We start from the raw sequence: 19,094 nt of genomic DNA on the forward strand, positions 1-19,094 counted from the left end.
AACCATCAGCGCCAGCTGGCCTCCGCATCCAGCGGAAACACCGGGCGCGGCAGGCCACGGAATTCGAAGCGGGACAGCACGGGGCTGACCAGGCCGGGCGCGTCCACCTCCAGGATGCGGTCCGGCGTGGCGTAGATGTCGAAGCCGGCGCGGAAATGGCCGCGCGACTTCACCACGATGGTCCGCGCCGCCTCGACCTCCACGCCGAGGATCTCGAGCATCGCCGGGTCCAGCAATTGCCGGCGCAGCGAGCCCACGGCCAGCAGCAGCCCGCTGCCCTCCAGCTCCAGCAGCGCCGCCGGACCGATGGAAAAGGCGCGGCCCGCCAGCCCGCCGCGACGGCCGACGCCGTTGCCATCCGCCAGGGCGCGGACATGCGCCATCGCCCGGAAGGTCTCGGCGAAGGGGCCGGGGGTTGCGTTGGCCACCGCCTCCATCCGCGCACCCTGCCCCGCCGCATGGGCGGCCTGTGCCAGGACGGGGTCCACCAGGATGCCGAAGACCACGCCGCGGGCCCGCGATTCATGCAGCGCCGTCAGCAGCGCCGTGGTGTTGCCGCCGCCGCCGCCGCCCGGGTTATCCGCCACATCGGCCAGGATCAGCCGTGGCGCCCCCATCGCCGCCCCCACGGCCACGGCCTGCGCCACGGCATCCGCGATCGGGGTCAGGGTGCGGGACAGCGCCGCGCGCTGCTGCCAGATGTCGTTGGACAGTCGCTCCGCCACATCCACCGCCGCGCCGACATGGCCGGGCCGGGCGGAGGCCCAGACGCAGAGGCCGCATTTGGCGATGTCGGTATAGACGAAGCCGCCGGTGACGGAGACGCCGAGCAGGTTCGGATCCTCCTGCCGCGCGGCCACGCCTTCGCGAATCGCGCCGGCATAGGGCGAGGATTCGGCCGTCAGCAGCGTGACGGTGGGCGGCGTCAGCGGCAGGCGGATGAAATGGGTTTCCGGCCGCTCCCCGGTTTCCAGGATGCGGCGCAGCGCGTCGGCGGCCTCCGCCGCGCGTTCGCGCATGTCCACATGCGGGTTGGTGCGATAGGCGATCAGCAGGTCGGCCAGTTCGATCTGGCGGTCGGAGACGTTGCAATGCAGGTCCAGCGTGCCGACGATCGGTACATCCGGCCCCAGCACATCGCGCAGCAATTGCAGCACGGCACCGTCCGTATCGTCTTCCTCCGCCGCGCGGCTGGCACCGTGGCTGGCGACATAGACGGCATCGACGGTCCCGGCCTCGGCCAGGCGGGATTGGATGATCTGCAGGAATTCCGGGAAGATGCCGGGCGCCATGGTGCCGCCGGGCGGCGCGGTGATGATGATGAGCGGCACCGGTTCCCAGTCCCCGGTCGCATCCATGCGTGCGTAGAAGCCGGGGATTTCGGCCGGCAGGCCGCTGACCTTGCTGCGCGCCTGGGTCGTGATGTCCTCGCCCTCGGCCCAGGATTGCTGCTGGAAGTCGCGCCGGGTGGTGGCCGGGGAGAAGGCGTTGACCTCCAGATGCAGGCCGAGGATGGCGATGCGCGGAACACTCATGGTCTGGACCTCATGCGGCCGGGGTTGAACAGGCCGAAGGGGTCGAGCGCCGCCTGCACGCGGGCGGCGATGGCGGCGAGCGCCGGGGCTTCGGGCGGCATGACGGGCAGCGCAGCACGCATCGGCGCGGGCGCGCGGAACAGGGTGAAGCTGCCCCGGGCGGCGGCGGTGGCGGCCATCACCGCCGCATGCGCGGCTTCCGTCGCGGGGCCGGCCACCCAGATCAGGCCGCCGCCCCAATCCAGCAGCAGCCTGGCGCCGAAGGCGGCCTGCAGCGCGGCGGCCAAGGCGGGCGCGGCGCTGGGGCGGACGGACAGGCGCCAGATCGCATCCTCCTCCGCCGCGCCGAGCGGTTCCGCATCGCGGATGCCGCGCCAGAGCCCGGCCGAATCCTCGATCAGCGAGACATCGCCGAAGGAAGCCAGATCCTCCCGCAGCCGCGCACCGCGATAGCGGACGGATTCGGAAAGATCCTCCAGCCGCAGCAGGGCGGTGGCGCCGTGCGGGTCGATCCGCAGCGCGGCGCCGGTGACGCCGAAGGGGCTGGTCAGGCCGGCCGAGAGCGCCTTCACCCCGGCCGCGAGATCCGGCACGGCGATTGCGAGGGTGGCGCTGGCCTCGGCGGCAGGCAGCACCTTCATCGTCACCTCGGTCAGCACGCCCAGCGTGCCATGGCTGCCCGCCAGCAGCTTGCAGAGGTCCAGCCCGGTGACGTTCTTCAGCACCCGCCCGCCACTGCGGATCACCTCCCCGGCGCCGTTGACGAAGCGGATGCCGAGCAGATGGTCGCGCACCGATCCCACCGTGATCCGGCGCGGGCCGGACAGGTTGGTGGCGACCAGCCCGCCGATCGTGGCGGGTTCGGCCACGCCGAAGATGCCGCGCATATCCGGCGGTTCCGGCGCCAGCATCTGGCCGCGCTCGGCCAATGTAGCCTCGATTTCCGGCATTGGCGTGCCGGCGCGGGCCGACAGCACCAGTTCCGTCGGCTTGTACAGCGTGATGCCGGTGAGGCCCCGCGTGGTCAGCCCGCGCGCCGCCTGAACCGGGCGCAACAACCCGCGCTTGGAACCATTGCCCTCGATCGAAAGCGGTTCGCGTGCGGCGATCGCCGACTGGATGGCGGCGACGACGCCGGCCTCGTCGGCCGGTGCGATGAAATCGCTCATGCGTGTTCGGTCAGCGGGAAGACCTTGTGCGGGTTCAGCAGCCAGGCCGGGTCGAACGCGGTCTTGATGGCGCGCTGCTGGTCCAGTTCATGCGGGTGGAACTGCACGTGCATCAGGTCGCGCTTTTCCACGCCGACGCCGTGTTCCCCGGTCAGGCAGCCGCCGACTTCCACGCACAGCTTCAGGATATCGGCGCCGAAAGCCTCGGCCCTGTGGAAGCTGGCCGGATCGTTCGCATCGAACATGATCAGCGGGTGCAAATTGCCGTCGCCGGCATGGAACACGTTCGCCACCTGCAGGCCGTATTGCGTGCTCATCTCGCCGATGCGCTTCAACACGAAAGGCAGCTCGCCGGTCGGGATGGTGCCGTCCATGCAGAGATAATCCGGCGAGATGCGGCCCACCGCCCCGAAGGCGCCCTTGCGGCCCTTCCAGATCGCCATGGATTCCTCGACGGAGGTCGCCACCTTGAGGGAGATGGGATCGAAACGGGCGCAGATCTCCTTGATGCGGTGCAGAAGGAAATCCTGCTCCGCGACGCTGCCCTCCACCTCGATGATCAGCATCGCCTCCGCATCCAGCGGGTAGCCGGCATGGGCGAAGGCCTCGCAGGCATGGATGCAGGGCTTGTCCATGAATTCCAGCGCGACGGGGATGATGCCGGAGCCGATGATGGCGTCCACCGCCTGACCGGCGATCTCCGTGCCCTTGAAGGCGGCCAGCATGGCCCGCGCGCCTTCCGGGCCGCGCAGGATGCGGACGGTGACTTCGGTGACGATGCCGAGCATGCCCTCGCTGCCCGTCATCAGGCCGAGCCAGTCATAGCCCGCGCTATCCAGGTGGTCGCCGCCGACCTCGACGATGTCGCCGGTTGGCGTCACCAGCTTCAGGCCGAGCAGGTTGTTGGCGGTGACGCCGTATTTCAGGCAATGCGCGCCGCCGGAGTTCATGTTGACGTTGCCGCCGATCATGCAGGCCAGCTGGCTGGACGGATCGGGCGCGTAGAAGAAGCCCTCATGCTCCACCGCCTTGGTGATGCCGAGGTTCGTCACGCCGGCTTCCACCACCGCGAGGCGGTCGTCGAAATCGATCTCCAGGATGCGGTTCATCCGCATCAGCCCGATCACCACCGCATCCTCCAGCGGCAGGGCGCCGCCGGACAGGCTGGTGCCGGCGCCGCGCGGCACCACGCGGATGCCCTGCTCGTGGCAGTAGCGCATCACCGCCGCCACCTGGTCCGTCGTGCTGGGCAGCACCACGGCGAGCGGCATCTGGCGATAGGCGGACAGCCCATCCGTCTCATAGGGGCGCATCCGCAGCGCCTCATGGATCACCGCATCGGCGGGCAGCAGCGCGTGCAGCTCGGCCACGATCGCATCGCGGCGGGCCAGGATCTCCGGCTTGGGCGGCGGCAGGGAGATCATCGCATTTCCTCGATCGCTTCCGTCGCGAAGATGGCCCCGGCGCGCAAGGGCGGCAAGCGGATCAAGATTTCGTCGCGATCAGCTAACATGATGCAGCACCGACATGAGGAACCACCAGCCATGCGTCGCCTGCTCGCCACTGCCACCTTGCTGGCACCCCTGATTCTCACGGCCGGCGCGCAGGCGCAGCGCGCCGGAGCCTATGTGGTGGAGGGTGTCGGCGCCGATGGCAGCCGCTACACCGGCGCCGCCCAGCTCAGCCCCACCGGGCCGCAGACCTGGCGCATCAGCTGGCGCGTGGGTGGGGAGACCATCGAGGGCATCGCCGTGGACCAGCGCGGCCTGCTCTCCGTCGCCTATCGGCATGGCGGGGTGCTGGGCAGCGCGCTGTATGAGCTGCGTCCGGATGGCAGCCTGGCCGGCATCTGGACCTCGGGGAAGGAGGGCGGACTGGGGCGGGAGACGCTGTCGCCGCGCTGAGCCAAAAATGCGTCGCGCCGCGAAGCCATACAAATGCGTCGCGCCGCGAAGCCATACAAATGCGTCGCGCCGCGACCGGGTTGCCCCAGCGCGGCGCGACGAATCCTCAACCGGCCCCTGAAAAAAGGGGCCGCAGCTTCAGCCCTGGCGGGCCTTCAGCCGGGGATTCTTCTTGTTCAGCACATAGGTGCGGCCACGACGGCGCACCACGATGCAGTTCTTGTCCCGCGTCTTGGCGGTCTTGAGGCTGTTGCGGATCTTCATGGTCATGGTCCTGCGAAGGCGGGCGAGATAGGCGGCGGGCGGGGTTGAGTCAACCTTTGCAGTCCGGCTCAGTCGGCCGCCAGCTTCCCCGCCGCGGCCTCGTCCCGGATGATCCGCAGGAAGCCATCGCGGGTCTGCGGCAGCTTGCGGCCGAGGACCTGTTCGGCCACCTGCGTCCGCAGCACCTGCGCGGTACCGCCGGCGATGGCGAACATGCGCGCGTCGCGCAGGTAGCGTTCCATCGGGTTGTCCTTGGAATAGCCGGCCGCGCCCCAGACCTGAAGCGCCGAGTTGGTGACGCGGATCGCCATCTCGCTCGCGAAGACCTTGGCCTGGGCGGCGGCCAGGCGATCCGGGAAGCCGGCCGGGCCGGCGCTGCGGGCGGCGCGGTGGACCAGGGCGCGGGCGGCTTCCACCTCGATCGACATATCGGCCAGCATCCAGCCGAGGCCCTGGAATTCCGCGATCGGGCGGCCGAACTGGGTGCGGGAATTGGCCCGGCCGACCGCGTGTTCATAGGCCCCTGCGGCGAGGCCGAGCGCCACCGTCGCGGCGCCGACGCGCTGGCCGTTATAGGCATCGATCAGCCGCCCGAAGCCGCGCTGCCAGCCGCCCGGCGCGCGCAGCACCATGTCATCCGCCACTTCCAGGTCGCGGAACTCCAGCTCCGCCTCCGGCATGCCGCAGAGGCCGAGGGAGGGGATGCGGCGGGATATGATCAGCCCTTCCGGCCGACCGGACTCGTCCCGGACGACGAGGAAACCGCCAATGCCCTTGAAGGCGCCGTCCTCCACCACGCGGGCGAAGATCAGGTGCAGCTTGGAAACGCCGCCGCCGGTGATCCAGGTCTTGCGGCCATTGATCACCCAGCGGTCGCCGCGCTTTTCCGCCGTGGTGGACATTTCCGTGGCGGCGGAGCCGGCATCGGGCTCCGTGATGCAGATGGCGGGCTTGTCGCCGGCCAGCACCAGCCCGGCAGCCAGCTTCTTCTGGGCATCGGTGCCATAGGCCATGATGGCGCCGACCGCGCCCATATTGGCCTCCACCGCGATGCGGCCGCAGACGGCGCAGGCCTTGGAGAATTCCTCCACCACCAGCGCGGCATCCAGCACGGACCCGCCGGGCCCGCCCCATTCCTTCGGAACCGTCAGGCCGGTGAAGCCGGCCTCGGCCATCTTCCGCACCATCGGCCAGGGATACTGGCCGCTGCGGTCCGTCTCCGCCGCCTGCGCCGCAGCCTCCTGCGCCAGTTCGCGGGCGCGGTCGCGCAATGCTGCCTGGTCCCGCGTCAGCCCATCCGTGCCGTTCGTTCCGGTGCCGGTCATGTCGAAAGCCTTTCCTCGATTGCCGCCGCCGCCCGCCTGTCGAGGCCGAGGGCTTTGGCCAGTTCATCCAGCCAGGCGCGTTCCGGCGCCGAAATCTCATCCATCGCCGCCACCGCGCCGGCATAGAGCCGCGCCCGCATCATCGGGTCCGTGGCCTGCCGGGCCAGCGCATCCGGCGTCAGCGGGCGTTCGAAATCGGCCAGGATGAAGTCGCGCTCCTCGGCCGAGAGCCCGGCGGAATCGAGTTGCTCCGCGATGGCGCGGCGCTCCTCGGCATCCACCGAGCCATCCGCCTTGGCGGCCGCGATCATGGCGCGGATCAGCAGCAGGCCCTCCACCTCCTCCACCAGGGGCGCGTCCGGCGTTTCGGCGGGTGGCGTATAGGGGCTGGGCGCGGGCGCCGTGGTCCATTCCGGAAGGCGTGCGGATCTTCCCGAACCCGCTCCGCGGGGGGCCGAACCCGCTCCGCGGGGGGCCGAACCCGCGCCACGGGGGGCGGAACCCGCGCCACGGGGGGCAGGCGCCTCGTGGCGTGGGGCGGGTGTTGGCGACTGGGATGGGCGGTTCATCGCCTCGATCGCCACCGTCGCCAGCCGCGCCAGGGTGCGGGCGAGCGCCATGTTGCCGCCACCGCCGATCGGCAGGCCGCTGCGTCGAATGCGCCGGCGTGGCGGGCGGGCGGCACCGCCCAGCAGCGCCCCCAGGACGCGGTTCCAGTTCATGCTTCAACTCCCTGGCGGAAGCATTAGGCCGGAAGCCGCTGGTTGCAAACCGTCAGCGCCCGAGCAGCCCGCGCAGCAGGTCGGCCGGGTTCGGCCGCTCACGCTCGCCAGAGGGCGCCGCCTGGGACGCTGCCGGGGCCTCCGGCGCGCCGGCCACGGTGGGCGCCGGACCCGCCGCGCCGCCGCGCGCCGCGGCCAGCGCCGGTTCGCAGCTGCCAAGCGCCTGCTGCCCGCCGCCGCGATTGGCGGCCCCGCCCAGGATCTCCGCCAGCGCCTGCAACGAGCGATCCGGCGTCTCCTGCTGCGAGAGGAAGGCGCCGAGCCCCGCCGCGGCCGCTGCCGCCGGCTCCACCCCGACGCGCGGGTTGGTCCAGCGCCCGGCGATGTTCACCGGCGCGCGCAGCGCCACGCGGGCGGTCCGCAGGTCGGTCAGCAGCCGCACCGCCAGCGTCTCCTCCCCCATGTCGATCACGCCGGAGCCGCCAAGCCGGCCGAGCGCGCCTTCCGCGTACAAGGTCTCCAGCCGCAGCTGGCCCTCAGCCGCCGGGGCACGCAGCGCGAAGCAGCGCAGCGGAATGTCGCCATCGCCGCCCGGCAGCACCGCGCCCAGCACCTGCTGCGGCAGGGCGCGCAGCAGGCTGCGCGGCACCGCGCCATCGACCAGCGCCACGCCGAGATGCCCCGCCGCCGAGGCCGCCACGGCGCGCAGATTGTCGCCACGCCCGGCGAGATCGGCATCGATCTGCGCCCGCCCCAGCAGCAGCGGATCCCGCCCCGCCGCGCGCGACAGCGCCGCGAGGTCGATGCCCGGGGAACGTGCCACCACGCGCAGTCGGGGCGGGTCCTGCCGCGCATCGGCCTGAACTTCCAACGTCACCGGGCCGGCCGGGGTCTGGGCGGAGAAAGGTGCCAGCCGCGCATTGCCGCCTTCCACCGCGAGCCGCGCGGAGACCTGGCGCCAGGCTTGGCCGACATAGGTCACGCTCGGCGCGGACAGGCGCAGATCGGCATCGAAGTCGCGCAGCATCGCAAACGGCAGCGGCGTGGCGGGGATCACCCGGTTATCAGCGGCGGCAGGTGCCGGCGTGGCAGGTGAAGCGGGCGCCGCGGGTGCGGATGCCGGCGCGGCGGGCGCCGTGCGGGCGGCGGCCAGCGCATCCAAATCCAGCCGCGGAAAGGCCAGCGTGCCGCTGATCGCGCGCCGCGCTCCGGCCGCCAGGGTCAGGTCGCCGCGCATCTCCGCCGCCGGGATGGCGGCGTTCAACCCGGTGATGCGGACACCGCCGGCAATCCCTGGCCCGGGCATCGCCACCTGCCCGGCGAAGCGCCCTTCCCCGCGCAGCCCGAAGGGCGCGAGGTCCGCCGCCTGCGCCGTGACCGCCAGGTTGATGCCGCGCAATTCACGCGGCTGCGCGATGCGGCCTTCCGCCGTGGCGGTGATGCCCGCGCCCTCCGCCCGCAGATCCAGCGGCAGCGGGCCGGAGGCGCCCGCCAGCAGCAGGGCCGGCGTGCCCGCAGTGCCGGACAGGTTCAGCACCTGGCCATCCAGCACCACTGCGCCGGTCAGGGCGATCGGCGCCTCCAGCCCCGGTGCCGCCAGCTCCGCACGGCGCAGCGCCAGGCCCGGGCGCAGCGTGGCGAGGTCCGATTCGCCCACCACCAGCTTCAGGTCCCTGATCTCGGAGACGGCGCCCCCGGTTCCGGATGCGGCGGCGGAGGCGACCACGTTGCGCAGGGGTGGCAAGGCGGCATTCGGCAGCAGGGCAGAAAGCCGCGCGAGATCCGGCACGCTGGCCTCCGCCGTGCCGGTCCAGGCCTGGCCGTTCAGCGTGCCGTTCACCTGTGCCTCGGCCCCCGCGACGCCGAGCGTCGCCTGCACCGGCCAGGGCTGGCTGCCGCCGAAGGCCGCGAGGCCGCCGGTCTCCGCCCGCAGCGCCACATCCTGGCCGCGCAGCACCACTTGCCCCTCCGCCGTCACGCCGCCGCGGAGCGGGGCGGTGGCTTCGAGCCGCGGGATCTGCACCGTCTCCGCCAGGCCGCTGCGGGCGTCGCGCCAGCCGACACGGCCGTCCGCGACCTGCAGCGCATCGATGCCGAAGGCGAGGTCCCTGCCCGCCGCATCCTGCGCGGCCTGGCCGGATGCAGGCTCGCCCGCTGGGCGGGTGAACTGCCAGTTGCCGCGGCCCTGGGCGTCCACCTCCAGCAGCAGGTCGGGCTGTTCCAGCTCGATGCGGGAGATGCGGATTTCGCGGGACAGCAGCGGCAGCAGCGCGGCCTGCACCTGCACGCGGCGCGCGGTCAGCATGTTGGGGCGGCTCGCCCCTTCCGGGTTGGACAGCGCGACGTCGCGCAGCTCCACGGTGGGGACCAGGGACAGGGCGAGGCGCATCTCGCCCACGGTGAAGTCGCGGCCGGTGGCGCGTTCCACCGCCGCCACCAGGCGCGGGCGCAGCGATTCCGCATCCAGCAGCAGCAGCGCGGCGCCGAGCGCCAGCGCTGGCAGGCCGATGACCAGGGCGAGGACAATCCAGGGCCAGCGGCGCCGGCGATGGTGGGGAGGGGGCTTGATCATGCCCCACCCTACCATCCAGCGGTCACCAGGATGCAGCGGCGGTCTTCAACTCACGCGGCGTGGCTTCGGCGTGCGCGGCGCCTCGAAGCCGAAGAAGGCAAAGGTTTCCTTCATGTGCTGCGGCAGGGGCGCAGCCACTTCCAGGTAGCCGCCGGTGGGATGCGGCAGGCGCAGCGCGCGGGCATGCAGGTGGAGCTCGGCCGGCAGCCCCTCCATATGCGCGGCCTGGCCGCCATACTTGCCATCCGCCAGGATCGGGCAGCCGAGTGCTTCCGCCGCATGTACGCGAAGCTGGTGGGTGCGGCCGGTCAGCGGCTTCATCTCGATCCAGGCGGCCTTGCGGCGTACGGCATCCAGCGTGCGGAAATCGGTGATGGCATGCACGCCATCCTCGCCCTGCTCGGCCGGCGCGGTGCGTTCGCCGCGCGGGCCGCCCTGGCGGATCAGCGCCATGTTGATGCGCCCGGCGGGCGGGCTGGGCTCGCCCAGCACCACGGCCCAGTAGGTCTTCTCCACCTCCCGCGTGCGGAAGGCGGCGGCGAGCTTCGAGGCCGCGCCCACGGTACGCGCCAGCACCAGTACGCCGGAGGTATCCCGGTCCAGCCGGTGCACCAGGCGGGGGCGCTCGGCGGCATCAAGCTGCAAGGCGTCCAGCATGCCGTCCAGGTGCCTGGTGATGCCGGGGCCGCCCTGCACCGGCAGGCCATGCGGCTTATCCAGCACCAGCACCTCCGCATCCTTGTGGATGATCATGCGCAGCAACGCCTTGGCGTCGCGCTCATCCACCGGCTTCGGCGTGCGCGGCAGCGCGGCGTTGGGGTTCTCGGTGAAGGGCGGGATGCGAACTTCCTGGCCCGCCTCGAGCCGGGTATTCGCCTCCGCACGCTTGCCGTCGACGCGGATCTGGCCGGTCCGCAGCATCTTCTGCACGGCGCCCTGGGTGAGCGCCGGCACATGGCGTTTCAGCCAGCGGTCCAGACGGGTGTCGCCCTCATCGGCGGCGACTTTCTTCAACTGCACGGTCATGGGACGCGCAATAGCACGGGATGGACAGCCGCGCAGGCGCTGGATAAAGGTCATTCAACTGGCCTAAGATTGGGGGGAGCATGGGCGAGAGCCTCGATGCACTGGATGAGGTCGCCTTCCGCGCGCATGTCCGCGGCTGGATCGAGGCAAACTGCCCACCCGAGCTGCGCCACCCGCAGCGTCGCCTGCATTGGCGGGACAACAAGCCCTGGTACCTGAAGCTCTCGGCCCAGGGCTGGCTGGCGCCGGCCTGGCCGGTGGAGCATGGCGGCATGGGGCTGGATGCGGCGAAGCAGCTGATCCTGATCGAGGAGCTGGAACGCCACGGCGCGCCGCGGATCAGCGACATGGGCGTGCTGATGCTGGGGCCGCTGCTGATCAAGCACGGGTCCGAGGCGCAGAAGGCGCATTTCCTGCCGCGCATCCTCTCGGGCGAGGACATCTGGGCGCAGGGCTATTCCGAACCCAATGCCGGGTCCGACCTCGCCGCGCTGCGGCTGGAGGCGATCGACCAAGGCGAGCATTGGGTGCTGAACGGCCAGAAGACCTGGATCACCTTCGCCAATGACGCGAACTGGATCTTCGTGCTGGCCCGGACCGACAAGGGCGTAAAGAAGCAGGAGGGTATTTCCTTTCTGCTGCTGCCGATGGACAGCCCGGGCATCTCCGTGCGGCCGATCCTGAACCTCGATCTGCATGACGAGTTCTGCGAGGTCTTCTTCGACGCTGTCCGCGTGCCGAAGGACCGGCTGGTGGGCGAGGTCAACAAGGGCTGGACCTATGCCAAGGCGCTGCTGGGCTTCGAGCGCATCGCCATCGGCTCCCCGCGCCTGTCGGCCAACGGCCTCGCCGCGCTGAAGCGGCTGGCGGAGGCGATGGGCCGCGCGGAGGACCCGGCCTTCCTGGATCAATATGCGCGGTTCCGGCTGGAGCTGGCCGATCTGAAGGCGCTGTACGAACGCTATTCGGCGGCGCTGAAACGCGGCGAGACGCTGGGGGCGGAGGTCTCGATCCTGAAGATCGTGGCGACCGAGCTGTTCCAGCGCATCACCGACGCGCAGCTGGAGATGGCCGGCGAACATGCCGGGCTGCTGCACCCGATGCCCGGCCCGGCGCTGCATCCGGCGGGGCAGTTCCTGCTGGCGCGGCCGTCCACCATCTTCGGCGGCTCCTCCGAAATTCTGCGGAATGTGTTGTCCCGCGCGCTGCTGGAGTTGCCCGCATGAGTGCCCTGCCGAAAATCCGCGTGCTGGACATGACGCGCGTCTTCGCCGGCCCCTGGGCGGCGCAGATGCTCGGCGATTTCGGCGCGGAGGTGGTGAAGATCGAGCAGCCGGGCGGCGGCGACGATGTGCGGCGGATGGGGTTTCGGAAGACCGGCGCGGATGGGACGCCGGTTGGCGAAACCTCCTCCTTCCTGGCGATGAACCGCAACAAGCGCTCCATCGCGCTGGATATCGCCAAGCCGGAAGGCGCGGCGCTGCTGCGCGCCATGGCGGCGAAGGCCGATGTCTTCATCGAGAACTTCAAGACCGGCGGGCTGCGAAAGTACGGGCTGGACTACGCGTCGCTCGCCGAGGTGAACCCGAAGCTGGTCTATTGCTCCATCACCGGTTTCGGCCAATCCGGCCCCTATGCCGCCCTGCCCGGCTATGACCCGATCTTCCAGGCGATGTCCGGGCTGATGAGCGTGACTGGCGTAGCCGATGGCGAACCGGGCGAAGGCCCGGCCGTGGTGGGCTACAGCGTCTCGGACATCAATGCGGGCATGTATGCGACGGTCGCCATCCTGGCCGCGCTGCATCACCGGGATACGGTCAGCGGCAAGGGGCAGCATATCGACCTGGCGCTGCTGGACGCGCAGGTGGCGGCGCATTCGCATATCGCCATGAACCACCTGGTCTCCGGCCGCATGCCGGTGCGGGCGGGCACGGCATCCCAGATCAACACGCCCTGGCAGGCCTTCTCCACCGCCGACCGGCCGCTGATGGTGGCGGTGGGCAATGACCGCCAATTTTCCCAACTTTGCCAGGTGCTGCAGATTCCAGCGGACCCGCGCTTCGCGACCAATCCGCAGCGCATGGCAAACCGGGATGTGCTGCTGCCGCTGCTGCAGGAGGCCTTCCTGAAGCGGCGGGCGCAGGAGTGGATGGATGCGCTGAATGCGGTCGGCGTCTCCTCCGGCCCGATCAACGACTTCGCCGCGGTGGCGGAGGATCCGCAGATCCGGCATCGGGAGGTGTTCTCGCAGACACCGGATGGCGCGCCGACCATCGCCAACCCGGTGCGCTTCTCCGACACGCCGGTTGCCTATACGCGCGCACCGCCGAAACTCGGGGAACACACGGCGGAGGTGCTGTCCGAGTGGCTCGGCACCGATGCGGACGAGGCCGATCGGCTGGCCCAGGCGGGCATCGTCGCATGAGCATGGTCGAGATGATCCGCGACAGCGCCGGTGCCGTCGCACCCCGCGGCGGCGACCTGTCCCGCATCCGCGCGCTGCGCTTCACGCGGCCGGGCTTCGACCGCGCCGTATGGCGGCAGATGGCGGAGATGGGCTGGGTCGGGCTGCGCGTGGCGGAGGACCAGGGCGGCACCGGCCTCGGCATGGCCGAATACTGCGCGCTGGCGGAGGAACTCGGCCGCGGCCTGGCGCCGGAGCCACTGGTGCCGGGCGTGTTCTCCGCCGCGCTGCTGGCCGCCTGTGGCGATGCGCCGGGGCTGGAGGCGCTGCTGTCCGGCGAGGCGCTGCCGCTGACCGCCTGGCAGGAACGCGCCGATACGCTGGAGGCACCCGGCACGCCCGGGGCGCCGCGCGTCTTCGTGCCGATGGCGGCCGGCGCCACCGGCTTCCTGCTGCCGGTGCGGGAGGATGGCGGGCTGGCGCTGCAGGCCGCGGAAGCGACGCCCGAGATCGTCGAGACCCAGGATGGCGGCCATTACGGCACCATCGCCGCGCAGGGCACCCGCATCGGCACCCTGCCGGCCAAGGCGCTGGACCAGGCGCTGGATGAGGCGGCGCTGGCGACTGCGGCCATGCTGCTCGGCGTGATGGAGCGCAGCTTCGGCATGACGCTGGACTACCTCCGCACCCGCCAGCAATTCGGCAAGCCGATCGGCAGCTTCCAGGCGTTGCAGCACCGCGCGGTGGATCTGCAGATCCAGGTGACACTGAGCCGCGCCAGCGTGGAGGCCGCGGCGGCGACCCTCGATGCCGGCGCCGCGCCGGCCGCGCGCCGCGCTGCCGTGTCGCGCGCCAAGGTGCGGGCGGCGGAGGCCTCGCTGCTGGTCACGCGCGCCGCGGTGCAGCTGCATGGCGCCATCGGCTACACCGATGAATACGATGTCGGCCTCTATCTGCGGAAGGCGATGGTGCTGGCGAACCAGTTCGGCAGCGCCGCGCTGCACCGCCGGCGCTTCATGGCGAATGCCGTGGATGCGGATGAGTGAGCTAAAGCATTTTCAAGCCTTGCGGCGAAGCAAGGCGACTCGGAAAATGCGTCAAGACAATGAGCTAGAGCTGTTTCACCGTCTTCGCTTTCGATGAAACAGCTCTAGCGGCGTAGCAACCCGTAGGTCAGCGCGAAGGCGGCGAGCCCCAGCAGCAGGGACGCCGCGACATAGACGGCGGCGATCCAGGGGCTGCGCTCGAACAGCAGCCCCGTCTCCAGGCTGAAGGCGGAGAAGGTGGTGAAGCCGCCGAGCAGGCCGGTGACCAGCAGCAGCCGCATCTCGCCCTGCACGCCGAGCGCCGCCGCCACGCCGATGGCGCCGCTGCCGAGGATATTCACCGCCAGCGTGCCCCAGGGGAAGGCGATGCCGAGGGTCTCCACCGCCAGCAGCGCGATGGCGTAGCGCAGGACGGAGCCGATCGCGCCGCCGAGCGCGACGAGGAGGATGTTGGTCAAGAGCCCTCGCCCCTGCCTGTGGCGCGGCGAGGCAGCGCATTTCCTGGCAGAGCCCCCCCCGCCCAACCCTCGCCCCCCTGCGGGTGGAGAGGGCTTCTGGTGCGTGCTGGCTTCACCGCTTGCGCTTCCGCTTCCGCAGCGCGTCCCACTCCGCCATCCGGGCGGCCACCGCCGCCTCCGCGCCGCGCTCCGTCGGGCTGTAGAAGCGCTGGCGCGGCATCCCCGGCGGCCAGTAGTCGGCGCCGGAGAAGCCCTCCTCCGCATCATGGTCGTATTCGTAGCCCTCGCCGTAGCCGAGTTCCTGCATCAGCTTGGTCGGTGCGTTCAGGATGTTGGGCGGCGGCATCAGGCTGCCGGTCTGCTTCGCGGCGCGCATCGCGGCGCCGAAGCCGGCATACAGCGCGTTGGATTTCGGCGCGGTGCCGAGATGCACCACCACCTGCGCCAGCGCCAATTCCCCCTCGGGCGAGCCCAGTCGCTCATAGGCCTCCCAACCCGCCAGCGCGATCTGCAAGGCCCGGGGATCGGCCATGCCGACATCCTCGGAGGCGAAGCGCAGCAGGCGGCGGGCGATGTAGCGCGGGTCCTCGCCACCCGTCAGCATGCGCGCGAACCAGTACAGCGCCGCATCCGGGTCCGAGCCGCGTAAGGATTTGTGCAGCGCGGAGATGAGGTTGTAGTGCTCCTCGCGGTCCTTGTCGTACAGCGCCGCCCGCTTTGCCAGCAGCGCGGCCAGGCTCGTGGGGTCGAGCAATTCGCCGCCCGGTGGCAGGGACAGTAGCTGCTCCACCATGTTCAGCAGATAGCGGCCATCGCCATCGGCCATGCCAGCCAGCGCCGCGCGGCCTTCCGGCGTCAGCGGCAGCGCGCGGGCTTCCTCGGCCTCGGCGCGCGCCATCAGGTCTTCCAGCGCCGCCTCGTCCAGCCGCTTCAGCACCAGCACCTGGCAGCGCGACAGCAGCGCGCCGTTCAGGGCGAAGGACGGGTTTTCGGTGGTGGCGCCGACCAATGTGACGGTGCCGTCCTCGACCACCGGCAGGAAGCCATCCTGCTGCGCCCGGTTGAAGCGGTGGATCTCGTCCACGAACAGCAGCGTGCCGCGGCCGTTGCGACGGCGCATGCGGGCCTCGTCGAAGGCCCGCTTGAGGTCCGCCACGCCGGAGAACACCGCCGACAGCGCGACGAAGGACAGCCCTGCCGCCTCCGCCAACAGCCGCGCGATGGTGGTCTTGCCGACGCCCGGCGGCCCCCAGAGGATGATGGAGGACAGGCTGCCGCGCGCCAGCATGCCGGTGACGCTGCCCTCCGGCCCCACCAGGTGATCCTGGCCCACGACATCCTGCAGCCGCCGCGGGCGCAGGCGATCCGCGAGCGGGCGGGGGCCGGGGGGCGCGGTCGGGGCCTCGGTTTCGGACGGGCTGCCGAACAGATCAGGCGGTCGGGTCATGGAATGTAGTCTAGCCTGAAGCGGGGTGGCGGGAACCGGGCGGGCACGGCATGTTGCGCGCAACCCAACCAGGAGGTTCCACCATGACCACACTGAGCCGCCGCAGCCTGGCCGCCGGCCTGCTTGCTGCGCCCCTGCTTGCTGCGCCCTTCCTTGGTCGCGCCGCCGCTGCACAGGGGGCGCAATGGGCGCCGTCCCGCCCGATCCGCCTGCTGGCCCCCTACCCGCCCGGTGGCGGCGTGGACACCACCTCCCGCCTGCTCGCCACGCCGATGGGCAGCTTCCTGGGCCAATCCGTGGTGGTGGAGAACCGCGCCGGCGCCGGCGGGTCCATCGCCGCGTCGGAGCTGGCGCGCAGCGCGCCGGATGGCCACACCATCATGATCGACGCGCTGGCCCACACGGTGAACCCGTCGCTGCTGCGCAACCTGTCCTTCGACTACGCCACCGCCTTCACGCCGATCAGCCAGGTGGTGGTGCTGCCGCAGATCCTGGCGGTGAACAAGGACATCCCGGTCAGCACGCTGCCGCAATTCGTCGAATGGGCAAAGGCACGCCAGGGCACCCTCTCCTACGGTTCCTCGGGCAATGCCACGGCGGCACATCTGGCGGCGGCGCTGTTCCTGAACCGGGCGGGGCTGGACATCCAGCATGTTCCGTATCGCGGCGGCACGCCGGCGCTGCAGGACCTGCTCGGCGGTTCCATCGCCTTCGTCTTCGGCACCGTCTCCTCCTCCCTCCAGCTGGCGCGCGACGGCCAGCTCAAGCCGCTGGCGGTCAGCACGGCGCAGCGCATCGCGGCGCTGCCGAATGTCCCGACCGTCGCCGAACAGGGTTTTCCGGGTTATGAGCTGAATGAGTGGAACGGCCTGTACGCCCCGGCCGGCCTTCCGGCCGCCGCCACCCAGCGCCTGTACGAAGCCGCGAAGCACGCCCTGGCCGATGCCACGGTGAAGGCGCGGCTGGACACGCTGGGCGCCCTGCCGCTGGGCTCGCCGCCGGCCGACTTCGCCCGCTACGTCGCGCAGCAGCGGGAGATCATGGGCCAGCTCGTTCGCGACGCGAAGATCGAGGTGGGTTGACCGTTCGGCCGCTCCATCCGATCTGAGCGGTTAATGAAACTGGAGACGTCCCACATGCTGCCGAATGGCACCCTCGCCCGCCGCACGCTGCTGGCTGCCGCACCTGCACTCGCGCTTGCCGCGCCGGTGCGGGCGCAGGCCGCCTGGCCGAACCGCTCGATCCGCCTGGTCGTGCCATTCTCGGCCGGCGGGGCCGCGGACAGTGCGGCGCGGGTCATCACGCCGCATATGGGCCAGCGGCTCGGCCAGAATTTCGTGGTCGAGAACCGGACGGGTGCGAGTGGCAGCCTGGGCGCGGCGGAGATCGCCCGCGCCACGGATGGGCACAGCTTCCTGTGGGACGCCTCCTCGCATCTGGTGAACCCGTCCCTGCTGCGCGGGCTGACCTTCGACTACGCCACCGCCTTCACGCCGATCAGCCTGGTGGTGGCCTTTCCCTCTGCCATCGCGGTGAAGCGCGACTTCGCGGCGAATACGTTGGCGGAGTTCGTGGCGGCGGCCAAGGCGCGGCCGGGGGCGATCTCAGTCGGTACCCAGGGCAATGCCACAGCCGGGCATCTGGGCCTGGTGGCCTTCGCCCGCCGGGCCGGCATCGAGGTGATCCACGTGCCCTATCGCGGCGGCGCGGCGGCGGCGCAGGACCTGGCATCCGGCGCCATCGACGCGGTCTTCACCACGCTGGTCTCGGCCGGGCCGGTGGTGGATGCCGGGCGGGCGCGCTTCCTGGCAGTGGGCACGGCGGAGCGGGTGGAAAGCCGGCCGGATGTGCCGACCATTGCCGAAAGCGGCTACGCCGGCTTCGAATCCAATGAATGGGCCGGGCTATTCGGCCCAGCCGGCACGCCGCCCGCCGTGGTAAATGCGCTGTCCGATGCGCTGGTGGAGGCCGTGGCCGTGCCGGCCATCCGCCAGCGCCTGGTGCAGATCGGCTGCGTGCCGCTGGCCACCCGGCCCGCCGACTTCGCCCGTTTCGTCACCGAGGGCCGCGCCACCATGGCGGCCCTGGTGCGGGACGCCAATATCCGGGCGGAGTGACCGCGGTTCCACGCAGCCCGACCTGCGCCCGAACCGGCGCCGCGGCCCATGCCGCATAGCCGGGCCTGCCGACGCGAACGCCGGCGGACGAGGGCGGATCAACCACGATCCGCACAACACGCATGAGCCACACCGCCAACCGCAACCTCGCCGGCATCCTGCTGATGTCGGTCGCGGTGCTCGGCTTCTCGCTGAACGATGTGCTGGGCAAGTGGCTGGTCGCGACCTATGCGGTGGCACAGGTGCTGGTCCTGCGTAGCATCGCCGCCCTGCTGGTGCTGGCGCCGATGATCGCACGGGAGGGCGCGGTACCGCTGCTGCGGCCACCCCACCCCCGCCTGCAGATGGTGCGGATCGCCTGCGGCACCTTGGAAGTCTCGGCCTTCTACTGGGCCGTCTCCATGATGCCGCTGGCCGATACCATGGCCTTCTGGATGGCGACCCCGATCTATGTCGCGCTTGGCAGCGCCCTGTTGCTGGGCGAGCGGCTGGAGCGGAAGCGCTTCGCTGCGGTGGTGCTGGGCTTCATCGGCGTCGTGGTGGCGCTCGGCGCCGGGCTCGACCATGGCGTGCTGCCGACCCTGGTCGCGATCGGCGGCACGCTGCTGTATTCGGGCTATCTTCTGGCGACGCGGGAGCTGCGCGGCACCTCCGCCACCGTGCTCGCCACCTACCAGATGGGCGCGGCGCTGCTGCTCGGCCTGGTGATGGCGCCTTTCGGCTGGGTGCCGGTCAGCTGGGTGGATGCCGGGCTGCTGATGCTGCTGGGCGTGGTGGGGGTGGCGGCGCACCTGGCCGTCACGCGGTCCCTCGCCCTGGCGCCGGCGCCGGTGGTGGTGCCCTGGCAATACGCCATGATCCTCTGGGCCATCCTGTTCGGCTGGCTGGTCTTCGACGAGGTGCCGGAGCCGGGGATGCTGGTGGGCGTCGTCATCATCATCGGCGCGGGCTTCTGGCTGACGCGGCTGGAGATGAAGGCGGCGCGGCGGGGGTGAACGGAGGGTGCGGGAGTGTGAGAACCCACGCCAGGGATATCGCAGGCGCGCCGCCCCCTCGTTACGCTCCTCGCCAGCCTGCAGCGTGGCGGGCAGCCCTTGCCCTGGAG

17 protein-coding genes are annotated in these 19,094 nt (G+C 71.1%); 7 read left to right on the forward strand and 10 right to left on the reverse strand.

The genetic code is table 11. The features are described 5' to 3' along the window. Positions 1-5 precede the first annotated feature (5 nt). Genes HB662_RS14535 through HB662_RS14545 form a run of 3 tightly spaced genes read right to left on the reverse strand, consistent with a single transcriptional unit; the run spans position 6 to position 4,128 of the window. Entirely contained in the window at positions 6-1,535 is a 1,530-nt protein-coding gene (locus tag HB662_RS14535) for a M81 family metallopeptidase (protein ID WP_168050525.1), read from the reverse strand. Next, entirely contained in the window at positions 1,532-2,704 is a 1,173-nt protein-coding gene (glcE, locus tag HB662_RS14540; RefSeq protein WP_168050526.1) for a glycolate oxidase subunit GlcE, read from the reverse strand. The genes HB662_RS14535 and glcE overlap by 4 nt, the downstream gene beginning before the upstream one ends. Beyond that, positions 2,701-4,128, reverse strand: a complete 1,428-nt coding sequence (locus HB662_RS14545; protein ID WP_168050527.1) for an FAD-linked oxidase C-terminal domain-containing protein — start codon at positions 4,126-4,128, stop codon at positions 2,701-2,703. Before HB662_RS14545 ends, glcE begins: the two co-directional genes overlap by 4 nt. Before the next feature lie 120 nt (positions 4,129-4,248). Between HB662_RS14545 and HB662_RS14550 the strand changes: the two genes are divergently transcribed. Continuing rightward, positions 4,249-4,608, forward strand: a complete 360-nt coding sequence (locus HB662_RS14550) for a hypothetical protein (protein ID WP_168050528.1) — start codon at positions 4,249-4,251, stop codon at positions 4,606-4,608. A gap of 138 nt (positions 4,609-4,746) precedes the next feature. On the opposite strand, the gene ykgO is transcribed toward HB662_RS14550, so the two are convergent. The 5 genes from ykgO to HB662_RS14575 form a co-directional block, all read right to left on the reverse strand. Continuing rightward, complete coding sequence (gene ykgO / locus HB662_RS14555; RefSeq protein ID WP_168050529.1) at positions 4,747-4,872, reverse strand: type B 50S ribosomal protein L36; 126 nt, start codon at positions 4,870-4,872, stop codon at positions 4,747-4,749. A 68-nt stretch (positions 4,873-4,940) separates the two neighbouring features. Beyond that, positions 4,941-6,197 carry a 3-sulfinopropanoyl-CoA desulfinase gene (acdA, locus tag HB662_RS14560; RefSeq protein WP_168050530.1) on the reverse strand — a complete coding sequence of 419 codons (1,257 nt, stop codon included), beginning with the start codon at positions 6,195-6,197 and terminating at the stop codon, positions 4,941-4,943. Beyond that, positions 6,194-6,919, reverse strand: coding sequence for a tellurite resistance TerB family protein (locus tag HB662_RS14565; protein ID WP_168050531.1), 726 nt, complete (start codon positions 6,917-6,919; stop codon positions 6,194-6,196). The genes acdA and HB662_RS14565 overlap by 4 nt, the downstream gene beginning before the upstream one ends. Before the next feature lie 52 nt (positions 6,920-6,971). Then, complete coding sequence (locus tag HB662_RS14570; protein ID WP_168050532.1) at positions 6,972-9,491, reverse strand: AsmA family protein; 2,520 nt, start codon at positions 9,489-9,491, stop codon at positions 6,972-6,974. Between the two features lie 45 nt (positions 9,492-9,536). Further along, positions 9,537-10,517 (reverse strand): RluA family pseudouridine synthase, encoded by a 981-nt coding sequence (locus HB662_RS14575; protein WP_168050533.1) that lies wholly within the window; start codon positions 10,515-10,517, stop codon positions 9,537-9,539. An 80-nt stretch (positions 10,518-10,597) separates the two neighbouring features. Between HB662_RS14575 and HB662_RS14580 the strand changes: the two genes are divergently transcribed. The 3 genes from HB662_RS14580 to HB662_RS14590 are packed head-to-tail and all read left to right on the forward strand — an operon-like array spanning position 10,598 to position 13,967. Beyond that, positions 10,598-11,743, forward strand: a complete 1,146-nt coding sequence (locus HB662_RS14580) for an acyl-CoA dehydrogenase family protein (RefSeq protein ID WP_168050534.1) — start codon at positions 10,598-10,600, stop codon at positions 11,741-11,743. Next, on the forward strand, positions 11,740-12,942 hold the full coding sequence (locus HB662_RS14585; RefSeq protein WP_168050535.1) for a CaiB/BaiF CoA transferase family protein: 1,203 nt from the start codon (positions 11,740-11,742) through the stop codon (positions 12,940-12,942). The genes HB662_RS14580 and HB662_RS14585 overlap by 4 nt, the downstream gene beginning before the upstream one ends. Further along, a complete protein-coding gene (locus HB662_RS14590) occupies positions 12,939-13,967 on the forward strand; it encodes an acyl-CoA dehydrogenase family protein (protein ID WP_168050536.1) in 1,029 nt (342 codons plus the stop codon). The genes HB662_RS14585 and HB662_RS14590 overlap by 4 nt, the downstream gene beginning before the upstream one ends. A 104-nt stretch (positions 13,968-14,071) precedes the next feature. On the opposite strand, the gene HB662_RS14595 is transcribed toward HB662_RS14590, so the two are convergent. Further along, on the reverse strand, positions 14,072-14,425 hold the full coding sequence (locus tag HB662_RS14595) for a CrcB family protein (RefSeq protein WP_168050537.1): 354 nt from the start codon (positions 14,423-14,425) through the stop codon (positions 14,072-14,074). A 112-nt stretch (positions 14,426-14,537) separates the two neighbouring features. Further along, positions 14,538-15,872: a replication-associated recombination protein A gene (locus HB662_RS14600; RefSeq protein WP_168050538.1), complete on the reverse strand. Its 1,335-nt coding sequence runs from the start codon at positions 15,870-15,872 to the stop codon at positions 14,538-14,540. Positions 15,873-15,955: 83 nt separating this feature from the next. Here HB662_RS14600 and HB662_RS14605 point away from each other — a divergent pair, with 83 nt between their 5' ends. The 3 genes from HB662_RS14605 to HB662_RS14615 all read left to right on the forward strand — a co-directional run bounded on the left by HB662_RS14605 (position 15,956) and on the right by HB662_RS14615 (position 18,984). Next, positions 15,956-16,954, forward strand: coding sequence for a Bug family tripartite tricarboxylate transporter substrate binding protein (locus HB662_RS14605; protein ID WP_168050539.1), 999 nt, complete (start codon positions 15,956-15,958; stop codon positions 16,952-16,954). Positions 16,955-16,987: 33 nt separating this feature from the next. After that, positions 16,988-17,989 carry a Bug family tripartite tricarboxylate transporter substrate binding protein gene (locus tag HB662_RS14610; RefSeq protein WP_168050540.1) on the forward strand — a complete coding sequence of 334 codons (1,002 nt, stop codon included), beginning with the start codon at positions 16,988-16,990 and terminating at the stop codon, positions 17,987-17,989. A 122-nt stretch (positions 17,990-18,111) separates the two neighbouring features. Next, positions 18,112-18,984 carry a DMT family transporter gene (locus tag HB662_RS14615; protein WP_168050541.1) on the forward strand — a complete coding sequence of 291 codons (873 nt, stop codon included), beginning with the start codon at positions 18,112-18,114 and terminating at the stop codon, positions 18,982-18,984. The last annotated feature ends 110 nt before the right edge of the window (positions 18,985-19,094 follow it).

Source organism: Falsiroseomonas frigidaquae (assembly GCF_012163145.1).
Lineage (GTDB): Bacteria > Pseudomonadota > Alphaproteobacteria > Acetobacterales > Acetobacteraceae > Falsiroseomonas > Falsiroseomonas frigidaquae.

What these genes read in the sequence shown, in the direction of transcription:
- HB662_RS14570 (WP_168050532.1), bottom strand. Translation starts at nt 9,491, where the DNA reads ATGATCAAGCCCCCTCCCCACCATCGCCGGCGCCGCTGGCCCTGGATT.
- HB662_RS14605 (WP_168050539.1), top strand. Translation starts at nt 15,956, where the DNA reads ATGACCACACTGAGCCGCCGCAGCCTGGCCGCCGGCCTGCTTGCTGCG.
- ykgO (WP_168050529.1), bottom strand. Translation starts at nt 4,872, where the DNA reads ATGAAGATCCGCAACAGCCTCAAGACCGCCAAGACGCGGGACAAGAAC.
- HB662_RS14590 (WP_168050536.1), top strand. Translation starts at nt 12,939, where the DNA reads ATGAGCATGGTCGAGATGATCCGCGACAGCGCCGGTGCCGTCGCACCC.
- HB662_RS14575 (WP_168050533.1), bottom strand. Translation starts at nt 10,517, where the DNA reads ATGACCGTGCAGTTGAAGAAAGTCGCCGCCGATGAGGGCGACACCCGT.
- glcE (WP_168050526.1), bottom strand. Translation starts at nt 2,704, where the DNA reads ATGAGCGATTTCATCGCACCGGCCGACGAGGCCGGCGTCGTCGCCGCC.
- HB662_RS14600 (WP_168050538.1), bottom strand. Translation starts at nt 15,872, where the DNA reads ATGACCCGACCGCCTGATCTGTTCGGCAGCCCGTCCGAAACCGAGGCC.
- acdA (WP_168050530.1), bottom strand. Translation starts at nt 6,197, where the DNA reads ATGACCGGCACCGGAACGAACGGCACGGATGGGCTGACGCGGGACCAG.
- HB662_RS14545 (WP_168050527.1), bottom strand. Translation starts at nt 4,128, where the DNA reads ATGATCTCCCTGCCGCCGCCCAAGCCGGAGATCCTGGCCCGCCGCGAT.
- HB662_RS14615 (WP_168050541.1), top strand. Translation starts at nt 18,112, where the DNA reads ATGAGCCACACCGCCAACCGCAACCTCGCCGGCATCCTGCTGATGTCG.
- HB662_RS14585 (WP_168050535.1), top strand. Translation starts at nt 11,740, where the DNA reads ATGAGTGCCCTGCCGAAAATCCGCGTGCTGGACATGACGCGCGTCTTC.
- HB662_RS14550 (WP_168050528.1), top strand. Translation starts at nt 4,249, where the DNA reads ATGCGTCGCCTGCTCGCCACTGCCACCTTGCTGGCACCCCTGATTCTC.
- HB662_RS14580 (WP_168050534.1), top strand. Translation starts at nt 10,598, where the DNA reads ATGGGCGAGAGCCTCGATGCACTGGATGAGGTCGCCTTCCGCGCGCAT.
- HB662_RS14535 (WP_168050525.1), bottom strand. Translation starts at nt 1,535, where the DNA reads ATGAGTGTTCCGCGCATCGCCATCCTCGGCCTGCATCTGGAGGTCAAC.
- HB662_RS14610 (WP_168050540.1), top strand. Translation starts at nt 16,988, where the DNA reads ATGAAACTGGAGACGTCCCACATGCTGCCGAATGGCACCCTCGCCCGC.
- HB662_RS14565 (WP_168050531.1), bottom strand. Translation starts at nt 6,919, where the DNA reads ATGAACTGGAACCGCGTCCTGGGGGCGCTGCTGGGCGGTGCCGCCCGC.